Raw genomic sequence first — 22,958 nt, forward strand, 5'->3', positions numbered from 1 at the left:
TTTCTTTTTTTATATACATCTAATATATTCTTATACTTAATATGAAAATAGTTGTTTCTCATATCCTTATCTACCATTTAATATTAAGATATTCAAAATTTTTATTTTTAGATATTAAAAGTTTTCTGCAAAAAAAAAAAAAAAGAAAAGATTTCAGAAAAAATAGCATATTACAAGCAAAATGATTTATTTACTAGGAAATTAAAAAATACCAAGTATAAGCTTGGTATTTTGTGTTGTTGTTAGTATTGTTTAAAGAATCTCAACTTCATTTAGTTGTCAGAAACCGGTTGAATCACTGGCACTAACTATTTCGATTCTCTTATAAGTTTTCTTAGCATCATCTGATGATAAATTATAATTTACGTCTTTTTCAACACTGTTAAAAGTGTGTTCTACTTTTTTATCATCATTAGTTGTTAAAATAATTTTCATATCTTTTAATTTTAGTAAGGCATCTTGTTTTACTTTTATTGAATGGATATTAATAGGTTTCATGAAGTCCATATACAATTTATCATTATTGTAAACAATGTTTTTATCTTTATTATGATGTCTATAAGTGTTAAATGTTTCATCACTGTTATCAAATAAGTTTTCAACTTTATATTCTTTGCCAGCAGGAGCTTCATCTTTATATTTTAATACTTCTTCGTATAAATAATCTGTCGGATAATCAATTGTTGAAACAACAACAGGGGTTTCTATAAATACTCTCTTGTCGTTTGTGTCTTTGATTTCAACATCTCTGATACCTCATCATTTTTTAGTTGTATCATAAGATTTAATAGTAATAGTTTTGAACTTTTTAGCCTGATTTTCAGTGCTTAGTTCAACTTTTTTATTTTCTGATGCTTTTAATGTGGCGTCATCTTGGTTTTCTGCTGTTATAGTTCCTAAACTCACTCAATTACCATTTGGTTCTTGGCCATATACACTAATTTTTCATAAAACTTCTGTATGACCTGAAGTTATATATTGGTGAAGTCTTACAGATTTAATATTAGTTGGTTTTGAAAAATGATATTTTATTTCAGCATCTTTACCAACAGCACCTCTTCCATCAGTTCCCCCGAAGAAAGGAATAGACAAGTTTATATTTCCGTCAATTGTATTATCAGCACTATTATTTTGACGTGAAGCATTCATTTGAGAGAAGTTAATAATTCTAGTTTTTTCTGCACTAGTTGTTAATTCTAGAGCGGTTTTCTTTGTTTCTTCTGCTTGTGCTAGGGCTTCTGTTATTTTTGTTTTAACTTCAGTTAATTTAGTTTTGTCTAATTTATTGCCTTCGTTATAAAATGCTACAGCTGCTTCATTGTATTTATCAAATAAGACATCATTAATTCCTTGAAATCTTTTGTATTCAAACATTTTATTAAATCTGCTTAGTAATGAGTTTCTAGTTTCATTGTATAGATTTGTCAACTCTAATTTAGCTGTATTAGCCTCTAAGATTGCATTTTCTAGAGGGTGATTAGCATTTGTTAATTCAGCTGCAGTAGCATTTTGTTTATCATATACAGCTTTAGCTGTTGCGTAAGCGTCTTCTAAAGTTTTCTTAACAGCATTTAATGTGTATTTAGAATCTGCAGGATCATTAAATTCTGCTAGTTTTTCATCTTTTTTGTCTAAAAGTGCTTTTAATGCATTTTTAGCTAATTCAATATCTTTTTTAGTTTTATCTGCTTTAGCCTTTTCTATTGATTGTTCAAGAGTAGTTTTAGCTGATTTTAAATCATCTTTTGATGTTGATTCTTTTTTAGCATCAGCTGTGGAATATGCTGTTTCAAGAGTAGTTTTAATTTCTTGATATTTTGTATCTGAATAGTTATTTAACTCAGAATTTTTAGCTTCAAGCAGTTTTTTAAGTTCATTTCTAGCTGTAGTTAATTCTGTGTCTTCTGCAGGAATGGAATTAACTGGATTAGGTTTTACATTAGTAGGCGGAGTTGTTTCACTTGAAGTTGTTGGTGGAGTTTGGTTTGCAGACTCTGTTGATTTAGGTTTTGTTTCTTCTGATGTTTTAGGGTTCTCTGTTTCTTTTTTAGGTTTAGGTGTAACATCAACTGCTGGTGCAGGCATATTATTATCAGTCGGTGGTACAGGTGATGGTTTAGTAACGGGTGCTGGTGCAGGCATTGCAACAGGCGTATTATTATCAACTGGTGGTGTTGGAGTTGTGTTAGGTTTAGGATTTGTTGGTGTGCCACCTTCCGATGTTTTAACAACAGGTTTTTCAGTTTTAGGTGTAGTTTTCGGAGTTGTAACAGGAGCAGGTTTAGGTGATGGTGTTGGTTTTGAAACTGTAGAAGTTTTATCTTTTTCTATAGATTTCGTCTTTGTTTCTTCTTTTTTGCACCACAAGATGCAGCTACTGCTGAAACTGCAAGCACACTTAAAGAACCACTAAAAAGTGGCAGTCAAAATTTAATTTTTTTCATTTTTGTGTTTATCTTTCCTCATATCTCTTTAAAGTTAATGTAAGTCGCTTATTAACTTTTGCTTTTATTTTTATATATACATTTTGTTTCAATTTAAAGTTTTAATATGAAAATAGTCAGTTTTCATATCCATTTTTACACCTTAATATTAATCCTTTTATAATAGTGCTAAATTAGATTTGATAAATCCATCTGAAAAAAAAAAAAAAAAGAATGAACTTCCCAGAAAATATGGAAAAAACTCATTCTTTTCATATGTTGTCGTTAAATTAGACTGAAATTCAGTTTCTAAAATAATTAAAGAATTTCAATTTCATTTAATTGTCAAAAACTAGTTGAGTCGCTTAGGTTTTCAATTTTTACTTGTTTATATTTTTTGTTCAAATCATCACCGGCAACTTGGAATAACACTTTGTTATCTGTGTTATCAAAAGTTTTTTCAACTGTTTTATTATCTTCAGTAATTAATGTAACTTTAATATTATTTAGTTTTAAAACAGCATCTTGATGAAGGGTTAGTGAATGGATATTCATAGGTTTTAAGAATTCTAAATATAGAGTGTCATTTTTAAGTGATTTTTGAGTATCGCCAACACCGTGTCTGTAAATGTTGAATGTAGCTAGGTTATTGTCAAATAAATTTTCTCTCTTGTATGTGTTATTTTCAGGTGCTTCGTTTTTGTATTTTAATCTTTTTGCATCTAAATAATATCTTGGGTAAGAGAATGATGAAACAACAATAGGTGTTTCAATGTATATCCTTTTATCTGAACCGTCAATAATTTCAACATCGCGAATACCTCATCATTTACCAGTATCTTTATCAGATTTTAGTGTAATGATTTTGTATTTTGTTGATAATTTATCAGCAGGTACATCAACTTTAACATTTTCGATTTTTTGAAGTTGTTGGGCAGATTCGCCTTCACCTGTAATCTTTCCAATTTCTTGTCATTGATTACCTTCAGTATAACCATAGACAGTTATACTTGCAATTCCTTCGTCTTTACCACTGTCTCCACGAGTATATTGTTGTAATCTAACAGATTTAATTGTTGTAGGAACTGAGAAGTTAAATTTCAATTCAGAAGCTTTTTTAATAGCCTCATTACCGTTAGGTCCTGCATAGAAAGGAATTGATAAAGTATTACTTGGGTCAATCGCATCTTCTAATGTTGAGTTTGAAGATGCTTCATTAACTTCATTAAATTTAATTAAATGAATGTTTTGTGTTGAGGTTGTTAATTTATTCGCAGTCCCTTTAGCTTGTTCTGCTTTATTAACAGCATCATCAATTTTGCTTTTAATTGATTGAAGTTTTTCTTTATCTAATTTATTTCCTTGGTTATAAAATTCAACTGATGCCTCATTGTATTTGTCAAATAATTCAACATTAATACCATGTAATTCTTTGTACTCATACATCTTAGCAAATCTACTTAATAATGCATTTCTAGTATTGTTGTACAGTGTTTCTACTTCGGTTTTTTCTGTACCAGCTGTTGTAATAGCGTTTTCTAATGTTGTTTTTGCACTATTTAATTCATCAACTGTTGTTTGTTGCTTGTTGTGTGCAGTTTGACCAGCAGTAAATGCTTGTTCTAATTTTTCTTTCACAGCATCTAATGAATATTTAGCATCAGCAATTGTGTATTTTGCTAATTCTTCTATTTTCTTATCTAAAACAGCTTTTAGAGCTTTTTTAGCTTCATCAATATCTTTTGCTGTTTTGTCTGAGGTTGCTTTTTGAACAGCAGCTTCTAATATAGTTTTAGCATTTGCAAGTTCTTCTTTTGAAGTTGAGTCTTTTTTGCCTTCCGCAGCAACGTAAGCAGCTTCTAATGTAGTTTTAATATCTGCATATTTTGCTTCGCTATATTTAGCAACTTCAGTAGTTTTTGAATCTAAAAGAGTTTTAAGGGCTTGTTTAGCTACTTCCACTTCATTATTATTAACTGCAGTAGCTGGTGCTTTTTCTTTTCAACAGGATTAGTTGCTTCTCCACCAGTTTTTGGGGCTGTGCCACTATTTTCTTCAGCAGTTTTAGGAGGAATTGTTGTTCCTGTAGATGGTGTAGTTTCGTTGTTTGTATCATTTCCAGGAGTTGTTGTACTTGTTTTACCACTTCCTGACTTTTCTGCTTCTGCACCGGTTTTAGGAGCAGGTGGAGTTTGAGGCTCGTTTGAAGGAGAAGCTTGTCCTGCACCAGGTTCAGGTGTCATTGGTGTTTCAACAGTTGGAGTACCTTGTCCTGGGTTTTCAGAGTTCTTTGGGTTTTTGGTGTTTCATTTACAGGTTTAGCAGGTTTTTTAGGTTTTGATTGTTCTCCAGGGTTTCCTTGTACAGGTTGAACTGGATTTTCTTTTTTAGGCACAGGCTTTGGTGCAGGAGTAGGAGTAGGAGTTGCTTTAGGAGCTGGTGCTGGTTTTGAAACCTCAGGGGTTTTACCTTTTTCAATAGGTGCGTTTTTTGTTTCTTCTTTTTTAGCACCACATGAAGCAGCCACAGCAGAAACTGCAAGCACACTTAAAGAACCATTTAAAAGTGGTATTCATAATTTAAGTTTCTTCATTTTGTTTATCTTTCTAATCTTTATTTTTACATTGAAAAGTAATTTAAAGTCGCTTATTACTTTTCATATATGTAAAAGTTTTTATATATACATTTTTTATATTTATATTATTCAATTTTTCTATCCAAATAAAATGCTATTAGTTTTTAAGTTAAAGTTAATGAAACTTTAAGGATTCTGCAAAAAAAAAAAAAAAGAACTCAATTTTCATAAATTGCAGAAAAGATAATTGTTTTTGCATAAATTTATAAAAATATTAAAAAAATACCAAGTAATAACTTGGTATTTATCAAGATTAGTGTGGAAAATTAAAGAATTTCAATGTCATTAATTTGTCATGGTTTTTTTGTTGTTCTTTGGTCATTTCCTTCACCATAGTATTCAAATTTAAGTCTCTTGAATTTTTTATTAGCATGTTCGCTTTCTAGTTTTCAACTAGCTAATGTTTCTAAGTTGTCTAACTGTTTTACGACCTCATGATTTTCTTCATCAACTAAAATCATTTTTACTCTCGGCAGTTTTAGAAGAGCATCTTGTTTTAAATTAATTGAATGAATATTCATAGGTTTTAAGAAATCAAAAATAATTGGTCATGATCTTTCTACTTCTGAATATGTTGAATTTTGATATGTGTTAAATGTTGATTCATTGTTATCAAATAGATATTCTTTTTTATATGTTTCAGTTGAAGGATTTTTATAAGTAAGTGGTGCTGTATTCAATAATTGACGTTGATCAACTGTAGAAACAACAACAGGTGTTTCAATAAAAATTTTCTTTTCTTCATTTGAAACAATTTCTACATCTTTAACAGCTCATCAAGTGTTAGTTTGTTCATTTGATTTAAGTGTTATAGCTTTATATTCATTGTTCAACATATTTTGCGGAACCTCAAATTTATAGTCTTTAAATTTAGATAATTCTGCAAAATCTTGGCTATTAGCATTATATGTGGCAATTTGTTCTCAGCCACCATTAGTTCTTTGCCCATGAAGAGTAAGGTTTTTTACAATGTATGATTTATCTTTGTTATCTCAAACTCTTTCAGCAAATTGGTGTAAAATAATGTGTTTTAGTCGTGTAGGATTTTTAAATGAGAAAATTAACTCACTATCCTTAGCAATATGTCCATACCCATCTGTTCAACCTAAAACAGGAATTGACAGGTCAGTATTACCATCAACCGTATATTCATAATCATTATTTGATCTTGCTTCGGTAATTTGTTTACCTTTGACAATACCAATTTTCTTAACGCTTGGTGTTACTGTATTAGCTGTTTCTTTGGCTACGTTAGCTGCTTCTAAACCTTTTGTAATTTTTTCTTTTATTTCTGTTAGTTTTGCTAAATCTAATTTTTGATCTTGATTGTAGTATGAAACAGCTGCTTCATTATAAACATCAAATAAAGTTGTGTTCACGCCATGATATTGTTTTAATTCAAACATTTTGTTAAATCTATCCAACAACATAGTTTTAACTTCTGGTGCTAGTGTTTCAACCATTGATTTATCTGTTTTAGCTTTTTCAACAGCAGTTTTTAAATCATTTAATAATTTATTTGCTTTTTCTAAGTTATCAGCACCATCTTTACCACTTTCAGCAGCTGTATAAGCACTTTCTAATGTGGTTTTAATTGGCGCTAAAGTATATTTTCTGTCTTCAACATCTGCATATTTGCCTATTTCATCATTTTTATTAGCTAATAACGCTGTTAATTCATTTTTAACCAATTCCAAATCTTTAGCTTGTTTTTTTGTATCGGCTGAAGAAATTGCTGAAGCTAAAGTATCTTTTGCAGATTTTAATTGTTCTTTATCATTTAAGTCTTTTTTACCTTCAGCAACATCAAATGCTTTTTCTAATTCAACTTTGATTTCAGAATATTTTTCTTCCGCATATTTAGCTAATTCTGTTGATTTAGATTCTAATAGCTCTTTTAAAGCATTTTTTGCATTTGTAAGTTCAGTATCTTCTGCACTTTGTTTATTACCATCAACCGGAGCCGGAGCTGGGTTAGGAGCAGGCATAGGAGTTGGCGCTGGAGTTGGCGCTGGAGTTGGCGCTGGAGTTGGCGCTGGAGTTGGCGCTGGAGTTGGCGCTGGAGTTGGCGCTGGAGTTGGCGCTGGTTTAGATCCTTCTGTATTTTCTTTTTTATTATTATCCTTAGGTGTTTTTTTGTCATTAGCACCACATGAAGCGGCTACTGCTGACACAGCAAGTACACTTAAAGAACCACTAAATAGTGGTAGTCAAAATTTCAATTTTCGCATAATGTTTTTTCTTTCGTCTTTTATAAATTTAATCTTTCAAAATAACCCTTTGTCATTCGGGCAAGATCTCTCGTAATATATCCCTTTTAATTTACAATTAAATACTAGTCCAAAATGGTCTCTAAAAAAAAAAAAAAAACATCGTTCCACAAAAAAATGAATTTTGCAGAAAATTTCCATACAAAATCCATATTTTATATTTAAGTTGTTAAAGCGTAATGAGTATAAATAAAAAAACAGTCATAAAATGACTGTTTAATGAATTTAGGATTATTTACTTCTTTTAATTTCTTTAAGACGTGCACTTTTACCTTTACGGTCTCTCATAAAGAATAGTTTCTTTCTACGCACTTTGTTTTTACGTACTACTTCAATGTGAGAGATTAATGGTGAATGTAAAGGGAAAGTTCTTTCAACACCAATACCGTATGAATCTTTTCTAACTGTGAATGTTTCACGTGTTCCTGATTCTTTTTTACTAATTACTAAACCTTCAAATAACTGAACACGTTCTTTTCCGTTTTCTTTAATACGAACGAAAACTTTAACGTTTTCTCCTGTAGTAAAGTTAGGAACGTCTGGGCGTAATTGTGATTTTTCAACTAACTCGATAAATTTATTTCTCATTCTTTATCCTTTCAATGATGTCAGGTCTGTTTTTTGCTGTTTTTTGTCAAGCAGCCTGATCTTTTCATTCTTGAATTTTTTTATGATCACCACTAAATAAAACTTCTGGCACATCATAAGTTTTGCTAGGATCAGATACTGATGTATATGATCTAGGTCTTGAATATTGAGGATGTTCTAATAATCCTAATTCCCCTTGGAACGATTCATAGGTGTGTGATTCAGTTTTAATAACACCAGGTAGAAGTCTAACAATTGCGTCAGCCATTACCATAGAAGGTAATTCTCCACCAGTTAAAACAAAATCTCCGATTGATAATTCATAATCAGCCATTTGAATCACTCTTTCATCAAATCCTTCATATCTACCAGAGATAAAAGTGATTTGTGAATGCTTGGCTAAATCGCTAGCAATTTGTTGTGTGAATTGTTTTCCTTGCGGTGAAACGACAACAACTACACCACCACGATCTTTTAATGAATTTAAGGCTAAGTCAATTGGCTCTACTTGAAGTAAAAGTCCATGACCTCCACCATAAATTTCATCATCAACTTTTCTATGTTTGTTTCGACTAAAATCTCTAAAGTCAACCACTTCAAACGATACTAAATCTTTATCTTGTGCCTTTTTAATAATGCTTTCATTAATAAAAGGTTCAAAATAATTAGGGAATAAGGTTAAGAAATTAATCTTCATTATTTTTTAAGTTCAGCTGTTAGTTTGTGTGTTCTGAATAAGTTAGCAACAGTTTGTGTAGGTTGAGCACCTTCTTTTAATCATTTTGATGTTAATTCTTTGTTTAACACAAATTCTTTAGAAAGAGGGTTGTAGTGTCCTAAAGCTTCAATAAATTTTCCATCACGTGGAGCTCTTGCATCAGCAGCAACAATTTTGTAAACTGGTCTGAATTTGTCTCCCATTCTTTTTAATCTAATTTTAACCATTATTAAATATAAACTCCTAAATTATGTATGTCAAGCAAAAGTGCTTGACAGTTGTAAATTAATTATATATAGATCTATTTTTTTGTCAAGAAAAAAGTAATAAAAAATTCAGCCTAAGCTGAATTAAATAATTAATGTATACATATATCACAATGGTAAGTGTTTCATGTAAAAGAAATTAATCATTATAAAAGTAATTATTAACAATAAAACAAGACAAATAAATATATCTCTTCAAACAAGTTTCATTATTCTATATTTAGTTCTATGCATATAAGGGTCATACCCTCTTGTTTCCATTGAACTAGCTAAGTCTTCAGCTTTTGAAAATGAAGAAACAAAAAGTGGAATAATCAAAGTTGAAAAGGCATTTATTTTTTCTTTCATATTACCGTGCTTGAAATCAACTCCACGTGATGACTGAGCTTTAATAATTCTGTTAGCTTCATCAATTAAGGTAGGAATAAAACGTAAAGCAAGTGAAATAATCATTGCAATAATATGAGTTGGAATAAATAATATTTTTAAGGGATAAAGCAAGTCTTCAATAGCTTTTGTTAATAAAATAGGTCTAGTTGTGTTAGTTAATAAAGTAGTTAATAAAATCATAGTGTAAATTCTAAAGAATAAATTAATACTACGATTGACCGAATCTAATGAAAAACCGTATGCTTTATGAATTGACATGTCTGCGAGTGGTCCGGTTTTTATAATGCTTGAAGTTGTAATTCAATTTCAAAAACCATTTTCGGTATTATAAATTTCAGAAATCTGTGGTGCATAAAAATTGTTAAGTGATGAAATTCTAAAAGCATCTGCAGCTACGTTTTCATTTTTAATGCTATAAATGTTAACAAATAAAATAATAATCGATATAAATAATGGTAATTTCACCATTCTTAAAAGAGGCCTAACTCTTTTGAAAGTTGAAATATAAATTACCACTAAAACACTTGTTAACAACACTAAATCAATGAAAAAGCGAGACATAAAAACTAAGATAATATAAATTAATAATGTTATTAATTTTAATCTAGGATCAACACGATATAAAAAACCCTGACCAGGAATAAAACGGCCGAAAACTGATTTCATTATTTCACTCCTTTATCTTTTAAATATTGATTCAAAAATTCAGCAAGTTGTTTTTCAGTTAGCACTTTTGGTACATCGATACCTTTATTTCTTAATTTGTCAACAAATTCAAGCAACTTAGGCGGTTGTAAGTTGTTTTGTTTTAAAAATACCACATCTGACAAAACATCATAAGGGTCAGAATCTTTTATTAATTCACCTTCTGAAAGTAGTAAAACTCTTTGTGCATAGTGTAAAACGTTGTCTAAATCATGAGTAACATTAATAATGGTTTTACCTTTTTTATTTAGATTACTAATAATTTCTAAAATTTCTTTGACACCTACAGGGTCAAGCCCGGCAGTAGGTTCATCAAAAATCATAAAATCTGGATCCATTGCTAAAATACCAGCAATTGCTACACGACGCTTTTGTCCGCCAGATAATTCAAAAGGACTTCTGTCAAGATATTCTGAACCCAACCCTACTAATTCTAAGCATTCTTCAGCTTTTTGATAAGCTTTAATTTTATCCATACCAAAAGCAATTGGACCAAAAGCTATATCTTCTTTAATTGTATTTTTGAATAATTGATATTCAGCAAACTGGAATACAGCACCTATTCTTTTTCTGATAATCTTTGGATTATTTGAAAAGTCAAACAAGTGTTTTTTCTTAGATGAAAAGTTAACTATTTGCTTTGAATATGTGTACTTATCTAGTTCTTTGTATGTTTGATTGTTTGCTTTAAATTCTTGTAAAAAATCATTTAAAGCTCTTTTGTGATCGCTGTAATAGTTTTTTAAATTATTAGAATAGTTACGATCAAATTGAATTGTAAAATCTTTTTTAGCTTGCTTTAATTCAATTTTTCATTGTGATTTTAATTTTTTAACTATAGGATTAATTTCACTAAACTTTGTTTTTAATTGTTTTTTAGCTTCTTTAAAGTCAATTAAATCTTGTTGGTTTGTTTTTTGTATTTGATCAATTTGCTGTTGAATTTTTAAAATTTCTTGTGAATTATTATGTTTTTTGTTTAGTTCTACAATTTGTGCTTTTAATCTTGAAATAGCAGATTTAGCTTCTTTTTTGCATTTTTGTAAGCAGATTTTAATAGTGATAATTCCTTTTTATATGAAATTTGTAAATTATCATAGAACTCTCACTCAATTTTTCCACTTGTTGGAAAAAGCAAATTATTTAAATGCTCAATTAATGTAGTTTTCCCTGAACCAGTTGAACCAATTACACCGATGTATTCACCATCATTTATTTCAGCTGACACATTTTTTAAAGCTGTAAATTCAAATGGCGTTTTAGGATTGAAGGTGTGTGAAACGTTTTGAATTTTTATTTGCATATTTTTTTAATTAGTTCTCTTTCTGAATAAGTGGGTTCAATTCCATCAATCATTCCACTTAAACGATAAATAAAAGGTGAATCAATTTTAGCAATATCAATAATTTCTTTGTTTTTTAAAATATCAGTTGGAGTACCAGAAGCAATCAGTTTTCCGCCGGCAAAAACTAAACATAAATCAGCTAAAATCGCTTCATCCATGTCATGAGTAATTGAAATTAAAGTTTTATCAGGATTATTTCTTAGATCTTTGATAATTTCAATAACTTTATTTTTACCCTTAGGATCAAGCATTGAAGTAACTTCGTCGAAAATAATAACATCAGGATCTAAAGCCAACACAGAAGCAATAGCAACTCTTTGTTTTTGACCACCACTCAGATTCTCTGGCTCTCTTTCTAGATGATTTTGCATATCAACTTTTGTTGCATATTTAACAACCAAATCTTTCATATCTTCATGTGGTATTTGTCTATTTTCTAGTCCAAAAGCAATATCGTCTTCAACTGAAGAACCAACAAATTGGTTATCAGGGTTTTGAAAAATAATTCCAATTTTTTTACGAATTTTTAACAAATTTTCTTTTGAATACAAAATACCATCAATAAAAATGTTTCCAGATTGTGGTTTTAAAAGTGCTACAAGTACTTTGGACAAAGTGCTTTTCCCAGAACCATTATGTCCTAAAATAGCAACATATTGACCTTTTTTTATCTCGAATGAAACGTTATTTAAGGCTGGTTTTGTGTCTTTTTCTCTATATTTAAATGTTATATTTTCGACTTTTATCATAACTACAATTATAAAATAAAAAGACAGATTTTAAGGGTTTTATATGCTTAAAATTTGTCTTTTATGGTTAAATTTGCAATTGGCTTATATTTTAATCTATGAATTGGTGTAATTCCATGCTTTTGTAATGCTTCTAAATGTTTTTTAGTGCCATAACCTTGATTGTTTTCAAAATCATACTCTGGATAAGTTAAGGCATGTTTTGCCATCAAATTATCTTTTGTAACTTTAGCTAAAATACTAGCAGCCGCAACATTTAATGATAAACTATCACCTTTGACTAAATTAATTTGATTAATATTTAAATCTATTTTTTCAAAATCAGTAATTACTAAGTCAGGTTTTAATTTAAGGTTTTGCACCGCTAATTTCATACCTAATTTTGACTCGGCTTTTGGGTTGGATTGATTAATATCTTTTACACTTCTTACAATAATTTGATAATCTAACGCATTTTGAATAATTTCATCAAACAATGCTTGACGTTTGACTTTGGTTAGTTTTTTAGAATCGTTAATCTTTGAGTTTGTGTAATTACGTGGCAAAATCACGCAAGCTACAACTAATTCACCTGCTAAACATCCTCTACCGGCTTCATCACAACCAGCAATGAATTCAAATTTAGGGTCTAAAGTTTTTTCATAATCTAACATAATGGAATTATAAATTTAAAATCTATATTTTATAATTTAATAAGGAGGAATATGGGAACTTTAGTAAAAGCTAGATGCAATGACTGTCAAGCTAGTTACAATTATGTTTTTGGCGTGCCAAATGATTTAAGACCGTTTAGAGTTTTTTTAATGTTTTTTATTAGATCTCAAAAGAATTTATTTGTTTGAGATAACTTTGTGTCAGTAATGAATTCAGAATTAGAGTTAGATATTAATTTTCAACTAAAATCTGATCAAGAAAAAAATGAAATTCTGAATCAGAATTTCAAAAGCGTGCAAGCATTTTTCAGTGATGAAGAAAAAAAGGCTTTAACTACAAATATTTTAATGAAAGCTGAATTAGATTCTTATCCAGTTTTCAAAGTTAATGATGATCCAAAATATCGTCAAATTTTCAATGTGCCGTTATTGAGATTTGATTTTATTGACGGAAGTAGTTATCAACGTAAATATGGTAAACATGTTTATTATGTACAAGTGTCAGAAGATCAACGTTATTTAACTTGTCCAAGATGCAACAGATTAAGTGCAGGATATTTATCAGAAACAGAAGTTTAATCAAAAACTTCTGTTATTTTTATATAGTCATTTATTGCTTTTTGATAAATGTTTAAGATATCAAAATTATCAGTCAAATTAATTTCGAAATAAGTTCTAATATCATTAAATGATGCCCAAATATACTCAACTAATGGATTTTTGTGATTCGGCCCAGTAGTATGGTTGAAACAAATAAAACCACCTTGATTCAAATCAAAATCAATTAAACTTTGACGACTAAAACATAAGGCACACCCCTGAAAATCTAAATGAACACCAAAATATTCAAGTGAATTTGCATAAAAATAAGTCAACATCTTTCACTTATTTTTAGCATCTAATAATTTAATGTACCTAACAAATAATTGATAAACACGATTTGGCTGTTTAATCCTTTGTCATAGACGTGAAAGGTTTAAAAACATATCGTTAGCATTAAATTTGGAATAATCAATTGTTTCAATTAAATGTGCAGTTTTTAACTTGCCCATTTTTCTAGGTAATCTAGCTTTAAAATATTCAATTTCAACAATGCAACCTTGTAATAAATTGCTACGGTTTTTTGAAGCAGGCTTATTAAGCCCTAAAGCAAATAGTGAAAAAGCACCTTTTTGATTAAAAAAAGTGATTACAAATTCATTATTTTGTTTATGAAAAACATCAAGAACTAGCGCTCTTTCAATAGTTGTTGCCATATTTAAATTATACAAAGAAAAAATGCAAATATTTTAGCAAATTAAGCATAAATATGCTAAAATATAATAACTATGAGTAAAAGAGATTATTATGAAGTTTTAGGTGTTTCTAAAAACGCAACAGATCAAGAAATTAAAACAGCATATCGTTCATTGGCTAAAAAATATCACCCTGACAAATTAAAAGACGGATCAAGTGATGAAAAAATGAAAGAAATTAATGAAGCTTATGAGGTTTTATCTGACTCTACAAAACGTCAAAACTATGATGCTTACGGTCATGCAGGAGCAAATGGTGCTAATGCCGGCGGTGGATGAGGTGGATTTAGTGGTTTCTCTGGCGGTTTTGGAGGATTTGAAGACATTTTTGACATGTTCACAGGTGGTTCAAGACGTTCTAAAACAGCTAAACGTGATGGTGATGACAAAGAAGCAAGCATTCAAATCGATTTCTTAGATGCAATACACGGAAAAGAAATTAAACAAAAACTACAAAAATGGGAACTTTGTCCACACTGTTTAGGTTCAGGAGCTGACCATCCGTCAGATGCTGTTAAATGTAGTGATTGTGATGGAAAAGGTACAGTTAGAAAAGTTGTTCAAAGCTTCTTTGGACAACAAGTTGTTGAACAAGCTTGTTCAACTTGCGAAGGAACAGGTAAGAAAATCACTAAAAAATGTAGAGAATGTAAAGGTTCAAAATACATTAGAGTTGAAAAAACAGTGACAATTAAAATCCCTGAAGGCGCAAGCAGTGGAATGCGTTTAATATTAAACGGTTATGGAGACAAAGGTGTTAATGGTGGAGAGCCTGGTGATTTATATATCAGGGTTTATGTTAAAGAACACCCTTACTTTGTACGTAACGGTTTAGATCTAATGTTAGATATGCCGATTTCATTTATTGACATACTGTTAGAAAAAACAATTTCTGTACCTACACCATACGGTTCAACAGACATTAAACTTAAAAAAACTTATACCGATTCAAAAGTTATTGTAGTTCCTGGCAAAGGTGTTAAAAACAAAGGTTTCCAAGGTGATTTAAAAATTAATATCAGAATTATCATTCCTGATTTAAAGAAAAAAGACATTAAAACCTTAAATGAAGCCTTGGTTGATGTTGAAGATCAAAGTAATGCAGATTTCAACAAAAAAGTAATGAAAGCCTAAATGATTTGCAAAATAGAAAACATTATTAAAAAATCAAAATTTATTGGTATTGTTGTGGAAATACAACAAAATGACAATATAAAAGATATAATTAAAAAATATAAGGAAATTTACCACGATGCAACACATGTTTGCTATGGTTATATAACGAATTTTAACAATTCAGAAAATGCTGGTTATTCAGATGATGGAGAACCTAAAAATACAGCAGGCAAGCCAATTTATGAAACTTTAAAGCTTAAAAAAGCATATAACGTTATTGTTTTTGTTGTTAGATATTATGGTGGTAAAAAATTAGGTGCTGGACCTTTAATTAGAGCATATCGCGAAGCTACTTCGGATGCTATTAATCTAGCTAATCAAAAAGGAGCATAATGAAAATACTAAATCAAGCACATTCAGATTTTCAAGTACTAAAAGCGGCTTATCAAAATTTAGAATTTCCTAGTTATGTAGGACTAAAAAATGCTAAAGTTACTGACAATTTAGTAGATAAAGTTTCTTATTTATACATTGATCAGAAACATCAAACTTTAGATGAATTAAAAGATTTAATTCAAAACTTTACTCAATCAGCAAACAGAAATTATTTAATTGACATTGCTTCATTTAGTCAAATTTTTGACTATTCAGAAGTTTTAAGATTAATTTATAGTTCTGTTTCATTTGCTAAAGCAAAATTATTCAAAAAATCTTCTGACAAATCAGAAGATAAAGAATCAGAAATTGGATTATTAATTTCTGAACAAGATCAAAAACAACACAGTCAATTAATTGATAAACTAAATTATTTAAATCAAGCAATTACAAAGGTTAGAGATTTTCAAATTAAACCTGAAAACTTTTTAAATTCAGAAATGCTAGCTGCTCAAGTTGCACATGATTTAAGTGGAATTGAAAACTTATCAATTACAACTTTAACTAAAAAAGAAATTTCAGAATTAGGAATGAACTTACTTTTATCAGTGAACCAAGGAAGTGTTCATGAACCAAGAGTAGTAGTTGTTGAATATAATGGAAATCCTGAATCTAAAGAAAAAATTTCATTAGTTGGTAAAGGAATTACTTTTGACACAGGTGGAGTTAACACTAAAGGATATCATATGGAAGGAATGAAATATGATATGTCAGGTTCAGTAATAGTCGCCTATGCTGTAAAAGTATTAGCACAATTAAAAGCTAAAGTTAATGTTTCAGCCGTAATGTGCATTACTGACAACAGAATTAACAATGATGCTTCATTGCCAGAAAATGTTTATCAGTCAATGTCAGGTAAATGAGTTGAAGTTGTCGATACTGATGCTGAAGGGCGTTTAGTGCTTGCTGATGGTATTTACTACGCGGCAAAAGAGTTGAAAGCAACTACAATTGTAGATGTTGCAACCTTAACTGGAGCAATTTTAACTGCCTTAGGTAATGTTTATACAGGTATTTGATCAACAAATGATGAGAAATGATCATCATTTGAAAGTGCTGCTAAATTAGCGCAAGAAAAAGTTTGAAGAATGCCTTTACACAAAGATTATCATAAAGGAAATACGGGTTCAAAAGTAGCGGATTTAGCTAACTGATCTAAACAAGTTAGACCAGATTCATCTCAAGCTGCTATGTTTTTAAAAGAATTTACAAACGATGTTGATTTTATTCACTGTGATGTTGCGGGTACTGCGGATGTTGATGGTGAACCACAAGGTGTTTTAGTATCAACATTGGTTGAATTTGGATTATTAAATCAAAATAAATAGGAGATATTATGACTATTAAATCAGTTGAAAATACAAGAAATAAAGATATGTTATTAAAAGCTGTTTTCAAAGGTGATTCATACCCTGAAACAGTTATTGAAAAAAACAACAAAGTTACAGAATACTTTGATAAAAACGAAGCATTAGTTTATTTAGGAGAAGCTGACAAATACAATGTTAAGACTTTAAATAGTTTTGCAACTGCGTTTTTTGAAGCGCAAGCAAGAAATTATCAAATTGACTTAGATTCATTTATTAAAGGAGATGTAACCTTAAGCAATGTAGTTAAATCACTAGTAGAAGCTTATAACTACAAAAATGCTGATATTTACAATGCTAAAACTTCAAAACAAGATGAGCAATATTCAGTTAGTTTATTAACTTCTCAATCTGAGGCTTCATATAAAGAAGCATTACATGAAGCAGTTGTTTTATCAGAAGCAGTTAATTTTGCACGTAATTTACAAATTACTCCGCCGAACATTTGTAACTCAGAATATTTAGCAGAAGTTGTAAAAAAAGACTTAAGCCAATATGACAACTTAAAAGTAACAGTTTTAACTAAAAAAGAAATTGAAGAACACAAAATGGGGCTTTTACTTTCAGTTAACCGTGGAAGTATGTTTGAACCAAGAGTTGTTGTAATTGAATATAACGGAAATCCTGAATCTAAAGAGAAAACAGTTTATGTAGGAAAAGGGATTACATTTGACTCAGGTGGATACAACATCAAAACTGGTGGGCACATGTTAGGAATGAAATTTGACATGTCAGGTTCAGTATTTACAGCAGCAGCTTTAAAAGCTATTGCGCAACTAAAACCAAAAGCTAATGTTGCGGCTGTTATGTGTATTACAGACAACAGAGTTAATGGAGATGCATCATTACCTGATTCAGTTTGAACAAGTATGAACGGAAAAACTGTTGAAATTACAAATACAGATGCTGAAGGTAGATTAGTAATGGCTGACGGATTAACATATGCTGTTAGAAATCTAAAGGCTACACGTTTAGTTGATGTTGCTACTTTAACTGGTGCAGTTTTAGTCGCATTAGGAAATACATACACAGGAGCATGAGCAAGTACTGACAAAGCTTGAAATGACTTATCTGAAGCAGCAAAACAACAAAATGAACTTGTTTGAAGAATGCCATTCGATGAAGCATTTGTTAAAGAAACAAGAAACACACCAGTTGCAGACCTAAGAAATGCTGACTACACAGGATTAGCTGGTTCATCAAGTGCAGCGATGTTTTTAAAAGAATTTACCGAAGATGTTGAATACATTCACTTAGACGTTGCTGGTACAGCTGAAATTGCTAAAAGACCAACAGGGGTAATGGTTAAAACTCTAGCTCAATTAGCAGTAAACACAAAATAATTAAACAAAATTAAAAATCTGAATTCCAACTTCAGATTTTTGCTTTTTAAGGATGTATATATAATGACTAAAAAATTTAAATATTTAGCAGGATTGCTTCTGTCTGTTTCAGGTATTTTGGCTTCTGCTTCTTGCGGTAACCCTGCAATGGAAACTAAAAAACCTGTTGACAAACAACAAGAAGGTGCACCAAAAGACTTAACACCAACTTCACAACCCTCTAACCCAGTAGTTAAACCTGCTCCAACGCGTGAAAACCCTTCTCAAAAACCTGTGAACCCTGAACCTGCTGAAGAAGAGGTTGAACATAATTACAATATAACACCTAAGTCTGTTGAGTTTGTAAATGTTTTTAAACAAATTAATATTCCAGATAAACAAACAAACATTTACAATGTCGAAGGTTTTGCTTCACCATACGTGGAGTTTACAGAAATGTTTTTAGTAGTTCACAAACTGATGGGAAGAAGAGGTTTAGAGTTAGAAAATGATAAAAAACCTAATACATGAACTTATAAAATAGAGCACAATGGTGATTTTTCATTAAATTGAAAAGACAATACAATTACATTTAATGATAGTAATATTTTTGATTTCAAAAATCAAGATCCTACAAATAACTTTAAAGCCAGAATGCAAGTTTTTCCTACTGCTATTTCAAATTTAGATGCTAGTCCCACAGTGTTAAACTTATCAAACTATGGCATTAAAATGATTCATCAAAACCATAAAACTTATGTGCCTTTATGATTATTTAATTTATTAATCTGCTCACCAACTTATTACAATCTGTACTATAATGGTTCACAAATTTTAGGTCAATACTTTGGATTTACTGACACAGATCCAGTTTCAGCACCATACCGTAAAAATCAATTAAACAATACTGCACAAACTCCTGAAATGCGCTTAGAAGTTTACAACCAATTAAGATTCATTTTTGAAAACTTTTATGGTCTAAGAGAATTTAAAGGATTTACTAATTTTGAAGAATATATTGGAGCAGAAAACAAAGCAGGTCTTTTATCAACTGATATTAACGAAAATACAAAAGCACTTGTTAATATCCTGCATGGTAAATTAAGAGATCTACATACTTCATACATTATGCCTTCATTTTATAATGACCCTAATGTTAACGTTCCTAATTTCATAGAAAACACAATGCACACAAGTTTAATTGAATTAACTCCACAACTAGGAGAAAATGCTAAAAGAGTAAATCAATTTATTGAACTTAAAAAAGCTGCTGATCAAGCAAATAGTGCAAACCATCAGAAATATGGAACTTATAATTTAACTTTTTATGGCAATACAGCATTTATTAAATTCGACACTTTCTTATCTGGATCAAACGTTATTCCAGGTACTGGACAAATTCAAGATCCTGACACTTACCTTTTATTCTTAGATTCGATGCAAAGAATTCAAGCATATAACAAAGAAGTTGAAACCGGAAATAAAAGCCAAGGCATTAATGGCGTTAATGCCGAATTAGCATTACCTGAAGGTTCAAAACAAATTAAGAACATTGTGATTAATTTAAGTATGAACCTAGGTGGAAGCGTTACTTCTATGGATCAAGCTTTAGGATTTTTAACAAACCAAGAAATTAGAAGATATTCATATAATGTCTTAGATAAAGTTTTAACTCAAGAAAGTTTTAAAGTTGATGCTAATGGTGATGGTCAAATCAATAATAAAGATGTTTATCCAGGGTTTAACTGAGTAGTTCTAGCTGGAAATAACAGTTTTTCATCTGCCAACACTTTTACAGCATTAGCAAAACATTATAAATTAGCTAAAATTATCGGACAAACAACAGGTGGTGGAATGGCTAACATTGTCCCAATTGTTTTATCAGATGGAACAACGTTCCAAATGTCATCAAATACAACACAAGTTGTTTTAGGCGAAAATCAAAAGCCAATGGGTGTTGAAGGTGGAATTACACCTGATATAGAAGTGCCATATGACAAATTTTTTGATTATCAATATTTAGATAATTTAATTAATGAAAACAGTAAGTAAACAAAAAAATTCGGAAGTAGTTCCGAATTTTATTTTTGTTTAATTGTTAAACAGTTTCAACAGACTTTAAAATACCTTTGTTAACAAAAGCTTTTGGATTATCTCCAAAAATACAATCTGCTAAATCAGGATAATCAATAAATGGATTTCTAACTGTTTGATATTGTGCTGTAGCATTGTTTCTGTCAATATCAAACTGATCAACTGAATCTGTGTTAGATCATGAACGATATAATGTTAAAAAGTCTGATTGAATGTAAGGGAATGAATTTGTAAAAATTGAGCGTCCATTTCTAAGGTTTCTGTCTGAATAAGTCACAGTAAAGTACAAGTAAGTTCTAGCAATATCACCCTTAAATACATCGACTGGTTCAAAGACTGTCATTCCTGCAGCATTTGTTCCTAATTTTCCACCATTTCGTGAAGTTGATTGAGTAGCTACAACTTTACCATGTGGATAATTTGATCTAACTGCGTTAACCTTAATATCTGTAGGTCAAACATGGTTAGCATCGTCATGCATAGGTCTTTCTTGATTGAATCATGATTTTGGAATAAGGTGTTCTCTGTTTGTTCCTAGACCTTCAACATTAGCACTTCCACCTATGTAATTTGCGTATTTATAAGGGTCTGAACCATTTGGATTTTCAGAATAAATATCTAATAAAGTATTATCTTTTTCATAATATTTATCCTTAAACGCTGTTGATGTTTTATAAAAGCTTTTTAAAGCATCATAAGTTCCCACACCACTTAATTTAGATTTTTGAATTGCTAATAAAGCATCTAGTAAAGCCTTACCTTTTAGCCCATTTGCTGAAGCATAGTAATCGCTTGTTTCATAAACATACCTTTTATTTCCTAAAGTTATAGGTATTACTGTACCTGATTGACCTTGAGAACCACTGTCATTATTTCCAGAATCACTATTGCTTTCAGCATTGTTGTTAGCAGCTGGCGCTAAAAATGTTAAAGGGATTTGAGTGGTAAAACTTTGTTCACTATAATAGAAACCATTGTCATAATTTGGTTTTGTTTCATCTGTAGTAGCAATAGCTACTTTATATGTTAATGTTAAAACTGTTGTTGCTGGGTCATATGTATATGAAATGTTTCCATCAGGAATATTACCTTTAGTTTTGTGAGCAAATTTAGGATTTTGATCATTTGCTACTCTTAAATCTGTATCGTTTGCTAAATTACTTGGTGCAATTTGAATGAATGACACACCATCTCTTCTTTTTGTAGCAATTTTTCCAGAATCGTTATACAAGAAGTATAAAGTTCCTGACCCTCTGCTGATATATGATTTAACTGAATCAATTTGTTGTTGAGTTAAGTTAGGAATAACTTCAAAAATATTATTTCCATTATCAATAGTTGCTGATGTGTTTACTTGATATGAAGGGGTAACGGTTGCTGTACCAGTTGAGTCAGCACCTGTTCCTTGATCTGTTTGTCCTTGTTTGTTTTCCGCTTGACCTTTTTCAGGCGTAGGGGTTTGTGGATTATTAGGTTGATTTTCTTTGTTTTGAATTAAGTCAAAATCACATGAAGCAGCTATGGAAATTAGTGAAAAACTTGTTGCTAAAGGCAATAAGAACTTAAATTTTTTAAAGATTTTATTCATATTTTGTCCTTTTTTATTGTTTGCTGTTATTTTAATTATTACAAAAAAGGCGATTTTTTCAGTTTAAAAAAATCACCCTTAGGCGATTTGTGGAAATTTATGAAATAATTAATTTTCAGTTTTTTCAATAAATTGTTCTAAGAATTTAGCTAAACCAGATTCATCACATTCATATTCAGTTACAACATCAGCGATATCTTTTAGTTCTTGAACACTGTTTTTCATAGCTACTAAAGTACCAATTTTGCCTTTTGTAGAAGCATCATTCAAGGAATCACCAATGTGCATAGCATCTTGTGGATCAATTCCTTTTGATAGACAATATCTAACTTCAGCTGAACCTTTTGAACAATCAGCCGGTGTAATTTCTAAGCGATTATTTTTTGAACCAGTAATTGCTATTTCAAAAATACCTTTATATTGTTCTTGTCATTTTTTAGCTAATTTTTGTATTCTTCTTGTTGACCAAGATCAAACAAAAGCTTTATAAATAGTAAAATCGTTTTTAAAAGCTTTATACGGTTTTGCATATTGTTTAGCAAATCCCATAAAAAGTCTTAAAAATTTATTTCTAGCAAATGAAGAATTTCTACCATCTGAATTAAAAACAACAAAACAAAAGTTTCTAGCTAACTCATCAAATAATTTTTGAGTATTCTCTTTGCTAAATGCATATTCATGCACAACTTGACCATTTTCAATTGTTTTAGCACCATTTCAAGCAATATATGTTTCAGGTCCAAAATTTGAAACAAGTTTAGAAGTTGATTCTTTAGCTCCACGACCAGTTGATGCTACTACTGGAATAGTTTTATTTAATTCCAAAAGAGTTTTTCTAGTATATTCAGTAGTATCTTTTTGTCAAAATTTTAACCCAGGTCCGTCATCCAAAGTTGTACCGTCTAGGTCAATAAAAATAATTTTAGGTTTTTTCATATTAAGTCCTTATGGTAATAAATCTGAAAAATTATAACAAATTCACTAAGAAAACCATTAATG

At 30.2% G+C, this 22,958-nt stretch carries 22 protein-coding genes; 7 read left to right on the plus strand and 15 right to left on the minus strand.

Annotation, left to right across the window (positions count from 1 at the left end; all coding sequences use genetic code 4):
* Positions 1–252: 252 nt before the first annotated feature.
* The 3 genes from FG904_RS03015 to FG904_RS03025 form a co-directional block, all read right to left on the minus strand.
* Positions 253–2,367 (minus strand): hypothetical protein, encoded by a 2,115-nt coding sequence (locus FG904_RS03015; protein ID WP_139592434.1) that lies wholly within the window; start codon positions 2,365–2,367, stop codon positions 253–255.
* Positions 2,368–2,741: 374 nt separating this feature from the next.
* Entirely contained in the window at positions 2,742–4,385 is a 1,644-nt protein-coding gene (locus FG904_RS03020) for a cell envelope integrity TolA family protein (RefSeq protein WP_139592435.1), read from the minus strand.
* Complete coding sequence (locus FG904_RS03025; protein WP_139592436.1) at positions 4,376–4,666, minus strand: hypothetical protein; 291 nt, start codon at positions 4,664–4,666, stop codon at positions 4,376–4,378. Before FG904_RS03025 ends, FG904_RS03020 begins: the two co-directional genes overlap by 10 nt.
* Positions 4,667–4,690: 24 nt before the next feature.
* On the opposite strand from FG904_RS03025, the gene FG904_RS03030 reads away from it, so the two are divergent.
* Complete coding sequence (locus tag FG904_RS03030) at positions 4,691–5,188, plus strand: hypothetical protein (RefSeq protein WP_139592437.1); 498 nt, start codon at positions 4,691–4,693, stop codon at positions 5,186–5,188.
* Between the two features lie 136 nt (positions 5,189–5,324).
* On the opposite strand, the gene FG904_RS03330 is transcribed toward FG904_RS03030, so the two are convergent.
* From FG904_RS03330 to FG904_RS03075, 9 genes are all read right to left on the minus strand, one after another.
* Positions 5,325–7,289: a hypothetical protein gene (locus tag FG904_RS03330; RefSeq protein WP_139592438.1), complete on the minus strand. Its 1,965-nt coding sequence runs from the start codon at positions 7,287–7,289 to the stop codon at positions 5,325–5,327.
* Positions 7,290–7,559: 270 nt separating this feature from the next.
* Positions 7,560–7,916, minus strand: a complete 357-nt coding sequence (rplS, locus tag FG904_RS03040) for a 50S ribosomal protein L19 (protein WP_139592439.1) — start codon at positions 7,914–7,916, stop codon at positions 7,560–7,562.
* On the minus strand, positions 7,906–8,613 hold the full coding sequence (gene trmD, locus FG904_RS03045) for a tRNA (guanosine(37)-N1)-methyltransferase TrmD (protein ID WP_139592440.1): 708 nt from the start codon (positions 8,611–8,613) through the stop codon (positions 7,906–7,908). Before trmD ends, rplS begins: the two co-directional genes overlap by 11 nt.
* Positions 8,613–8,861: a 30S ribosomal protein S16 gene (gene rpsP / locus FG904_RS03050; protein ID WP_139592441.1), complete on the minus strand. Its 249-nt coding sequence runs from the start codon at positions 8,859–8,861 to the stop codon at positions 8,613–8,615. Before rpsP ends, trmD begins: the two co-directional genes overlap by 1 nt.
* Positions 8,862–8,984: 123 nt before the next feature.
* Positions 8,985–9,956 (minus strand): energy-coupling factor transporter transmembrane component T, encoded by a 972-nt coding sequence (locus FG904_RS03055; RefSeq protein ID WP_139592442.1) that lies wholly within the window; start codon positions 9,954–9,956, stop codon positions 8,985–8,987.
* Positions 9,956–10,600: an ATP-binding cassette domain-containing protein gene (locus tag FG904_RS03060; protein ID WP_338044332.1), complete on the minus strand. Its 645-nt coding sequence runs from the start codon at positions 10,598–10,600 to the stop codon at positions 9,956–9,958. The genes FG904_RS03055 and FG904_RS03060 overlap by 1 nt, the downstream gene beginning before the upstream one ends.
* Positions 10,601–10,995: 395 nt before the next feature.
* On the minus strand, positions 10,996–11,298 hold the full coding sequence (locus tag FG904_RS03065; protein WP_139592444.1) for an ATP-binding cassette domain-containing protein: 303 nt from the start codon (positions 11,296–11,298) through the stop codon (positions 10,996–10,998).
* Positions 11,289–12,089, minus strand: a complete 801-nt coding sequence (locus FG904_RS03070) for an energy-coupling factor transporter ATPase (protein ID WP_139592445.1) — start codon at positions 12,087–12,089, stop codon at positions 11,289–11,291. The genes FG904_RS03065 and FG904_RS03070 overlap by 10 nt, the downstream gene beginning before the upstream one ends.
* 47 nt (positions 12,090–12,136) lie before the next feature.
* A complete protein-coding gene (locus tag FG904_RS03075) occupies positions 12,137–12,742 on the minus strand; it encodes a ribonuclease HII (protein WP_139592446.1) in 606 nt (201 codons plus the stop codon).
* A gap of 51 nt (positions 12,743–12,793) precedes the next feature.
* Between FG904_RS03075 and FG904_RS03080 the strand changes: the two genes are divergently transcribed.
* Positions 12,794–13,321: a hypothetical protein gene (locus FG904_RS03080; protein WP_139592447.1), complete on the plus strand. Its 528-nt coding sequence runs from the start codon at positions 12,794–12,796 to the stop codon at positions 13,319–13,321.
* Here the strand turns inward: FG904_RS03080 and recO are convergent.
* Positions 13,318–13,998 (minus strand): DNA repair protein RecO, encoded by a 681-nt coding sequence (gene recO / locus FG904_RS03085; protein WP_139592448.1) that lies wholly within the window; start codon positions 13,996–13,998, stop codon positions 13,318–13,320. The genes FG904_RS03080 and recO overlap by 4 nt on opposite strands.
* A gap of 72 nt (positions 13,999–14,070) precedes the next feature.
* On the opposite strand from recO, the gene dnaJ reads away from it, so the two are divergent.
* From dnaJ to FG904_RS03110, 5 genes are all read left to right on the plus strand, one after another.
* Positions 14,071–15,171 (plus strand): molecular chaperone DnaJ, encoded by a 1,101-nt coding sequence (gene dnaJ / locus FG904_RS03090; RefSeq protein ID WP_139592449.1) that lies wholly within the window; start codon positions 14,071–14,073, stop codon positions 15,169–15,171.
* Positions 15,172–15,546 (plus strand): IMPACT family protein, encoded by a 375-nt coding sequence (locus tag FG904_RS03095; protein WP_139592450.1) that lies wholly within the window; start codon positions 15,172–15,174, stop codon positions 15,544–15,546.
* Complete coding sequence (locus FG904_RS03100) at positions 15,546–16,916, plus strand: M17 family metallopeptidase (RefSeq protein ID WP_139592451.1); 1,371 nt, start codon at positions 15,546–15,548, stop codon at positions 16,914–16,916. Before FG904_RS03095 ends, FG904_RS03100 begins: the two co-directional genes overlap by 1 nt.
* A gap of 8 nt (positions 16,917–16,924) precedes the next feature.
* Positions 16,925–18,298, plus strand: a complete 1,374-nt coding sequence (locus tag FG904_RS03105) for a M17 family metallopeptidase (RefSeq protein ID WP_139592452.1) — start codon at positions 16,925–16,927, stop codon at positions 18,296–18,298.
* A gap of 63 nt (positions 18,299–18,361) precedes the next feature.
* Positions 18,362–20,329: a S41 family peptidase gene (locus tag FG904_RS03110; protein WP_139592453.1), complete on the plus strand. Its 1,968-nt coding sequence runs from the start codon at positions 18,362–18,364 to the stop codon at positions 20,327–20,329.
* Positions 20,330–20,375: 46 nt separating this feature from the next.
* Here the strand turns inward: FG904_RS03110 and FG904_RS03115 are convergent, their stop codons facing one another.
* Together FG904_RS03115 and FG904_RS03120 are read right to left on the minus strand one after the other, a co-directional pair.
* Positions 20,376–21,959 (minus strand): endonuclease, encoded by a 1,584-nt coding sequence (locus tag FG904_RS03115; protein WP_139592454.1) that lies wholly within the window; start codon positions 21,957–21,959, stop codon positions 20,376–20,378.
* A 108-nt stretch (positions 21,960–22,067) separates the two neighbouring features.
* Positions 22,068–22,895, minus strand: coding sequence for an HAD-IIB family hydrolase (locus FG904_RS03120; protein ID WP_139592455.1), 828 nt, complete (start codon positions 22,893–22,895; stop codon positions 22,068–22,070).
* Positions 22,896–22,958 lie beyond the last annotated feature (63 nt).

The sequence above is a fragment of the Mycoplasma nasistruthionis genome, from assembly GCF_006228185.1.
In the GTDB taxonomy this organism is placed as follows: Bacteria; Bacillota_I; Bacilli_A; order Mycoplasmatales; family Metamycoplasmataceae; genus Mycoplasmopsis; species Mycoplasmopsis nasistruthionis.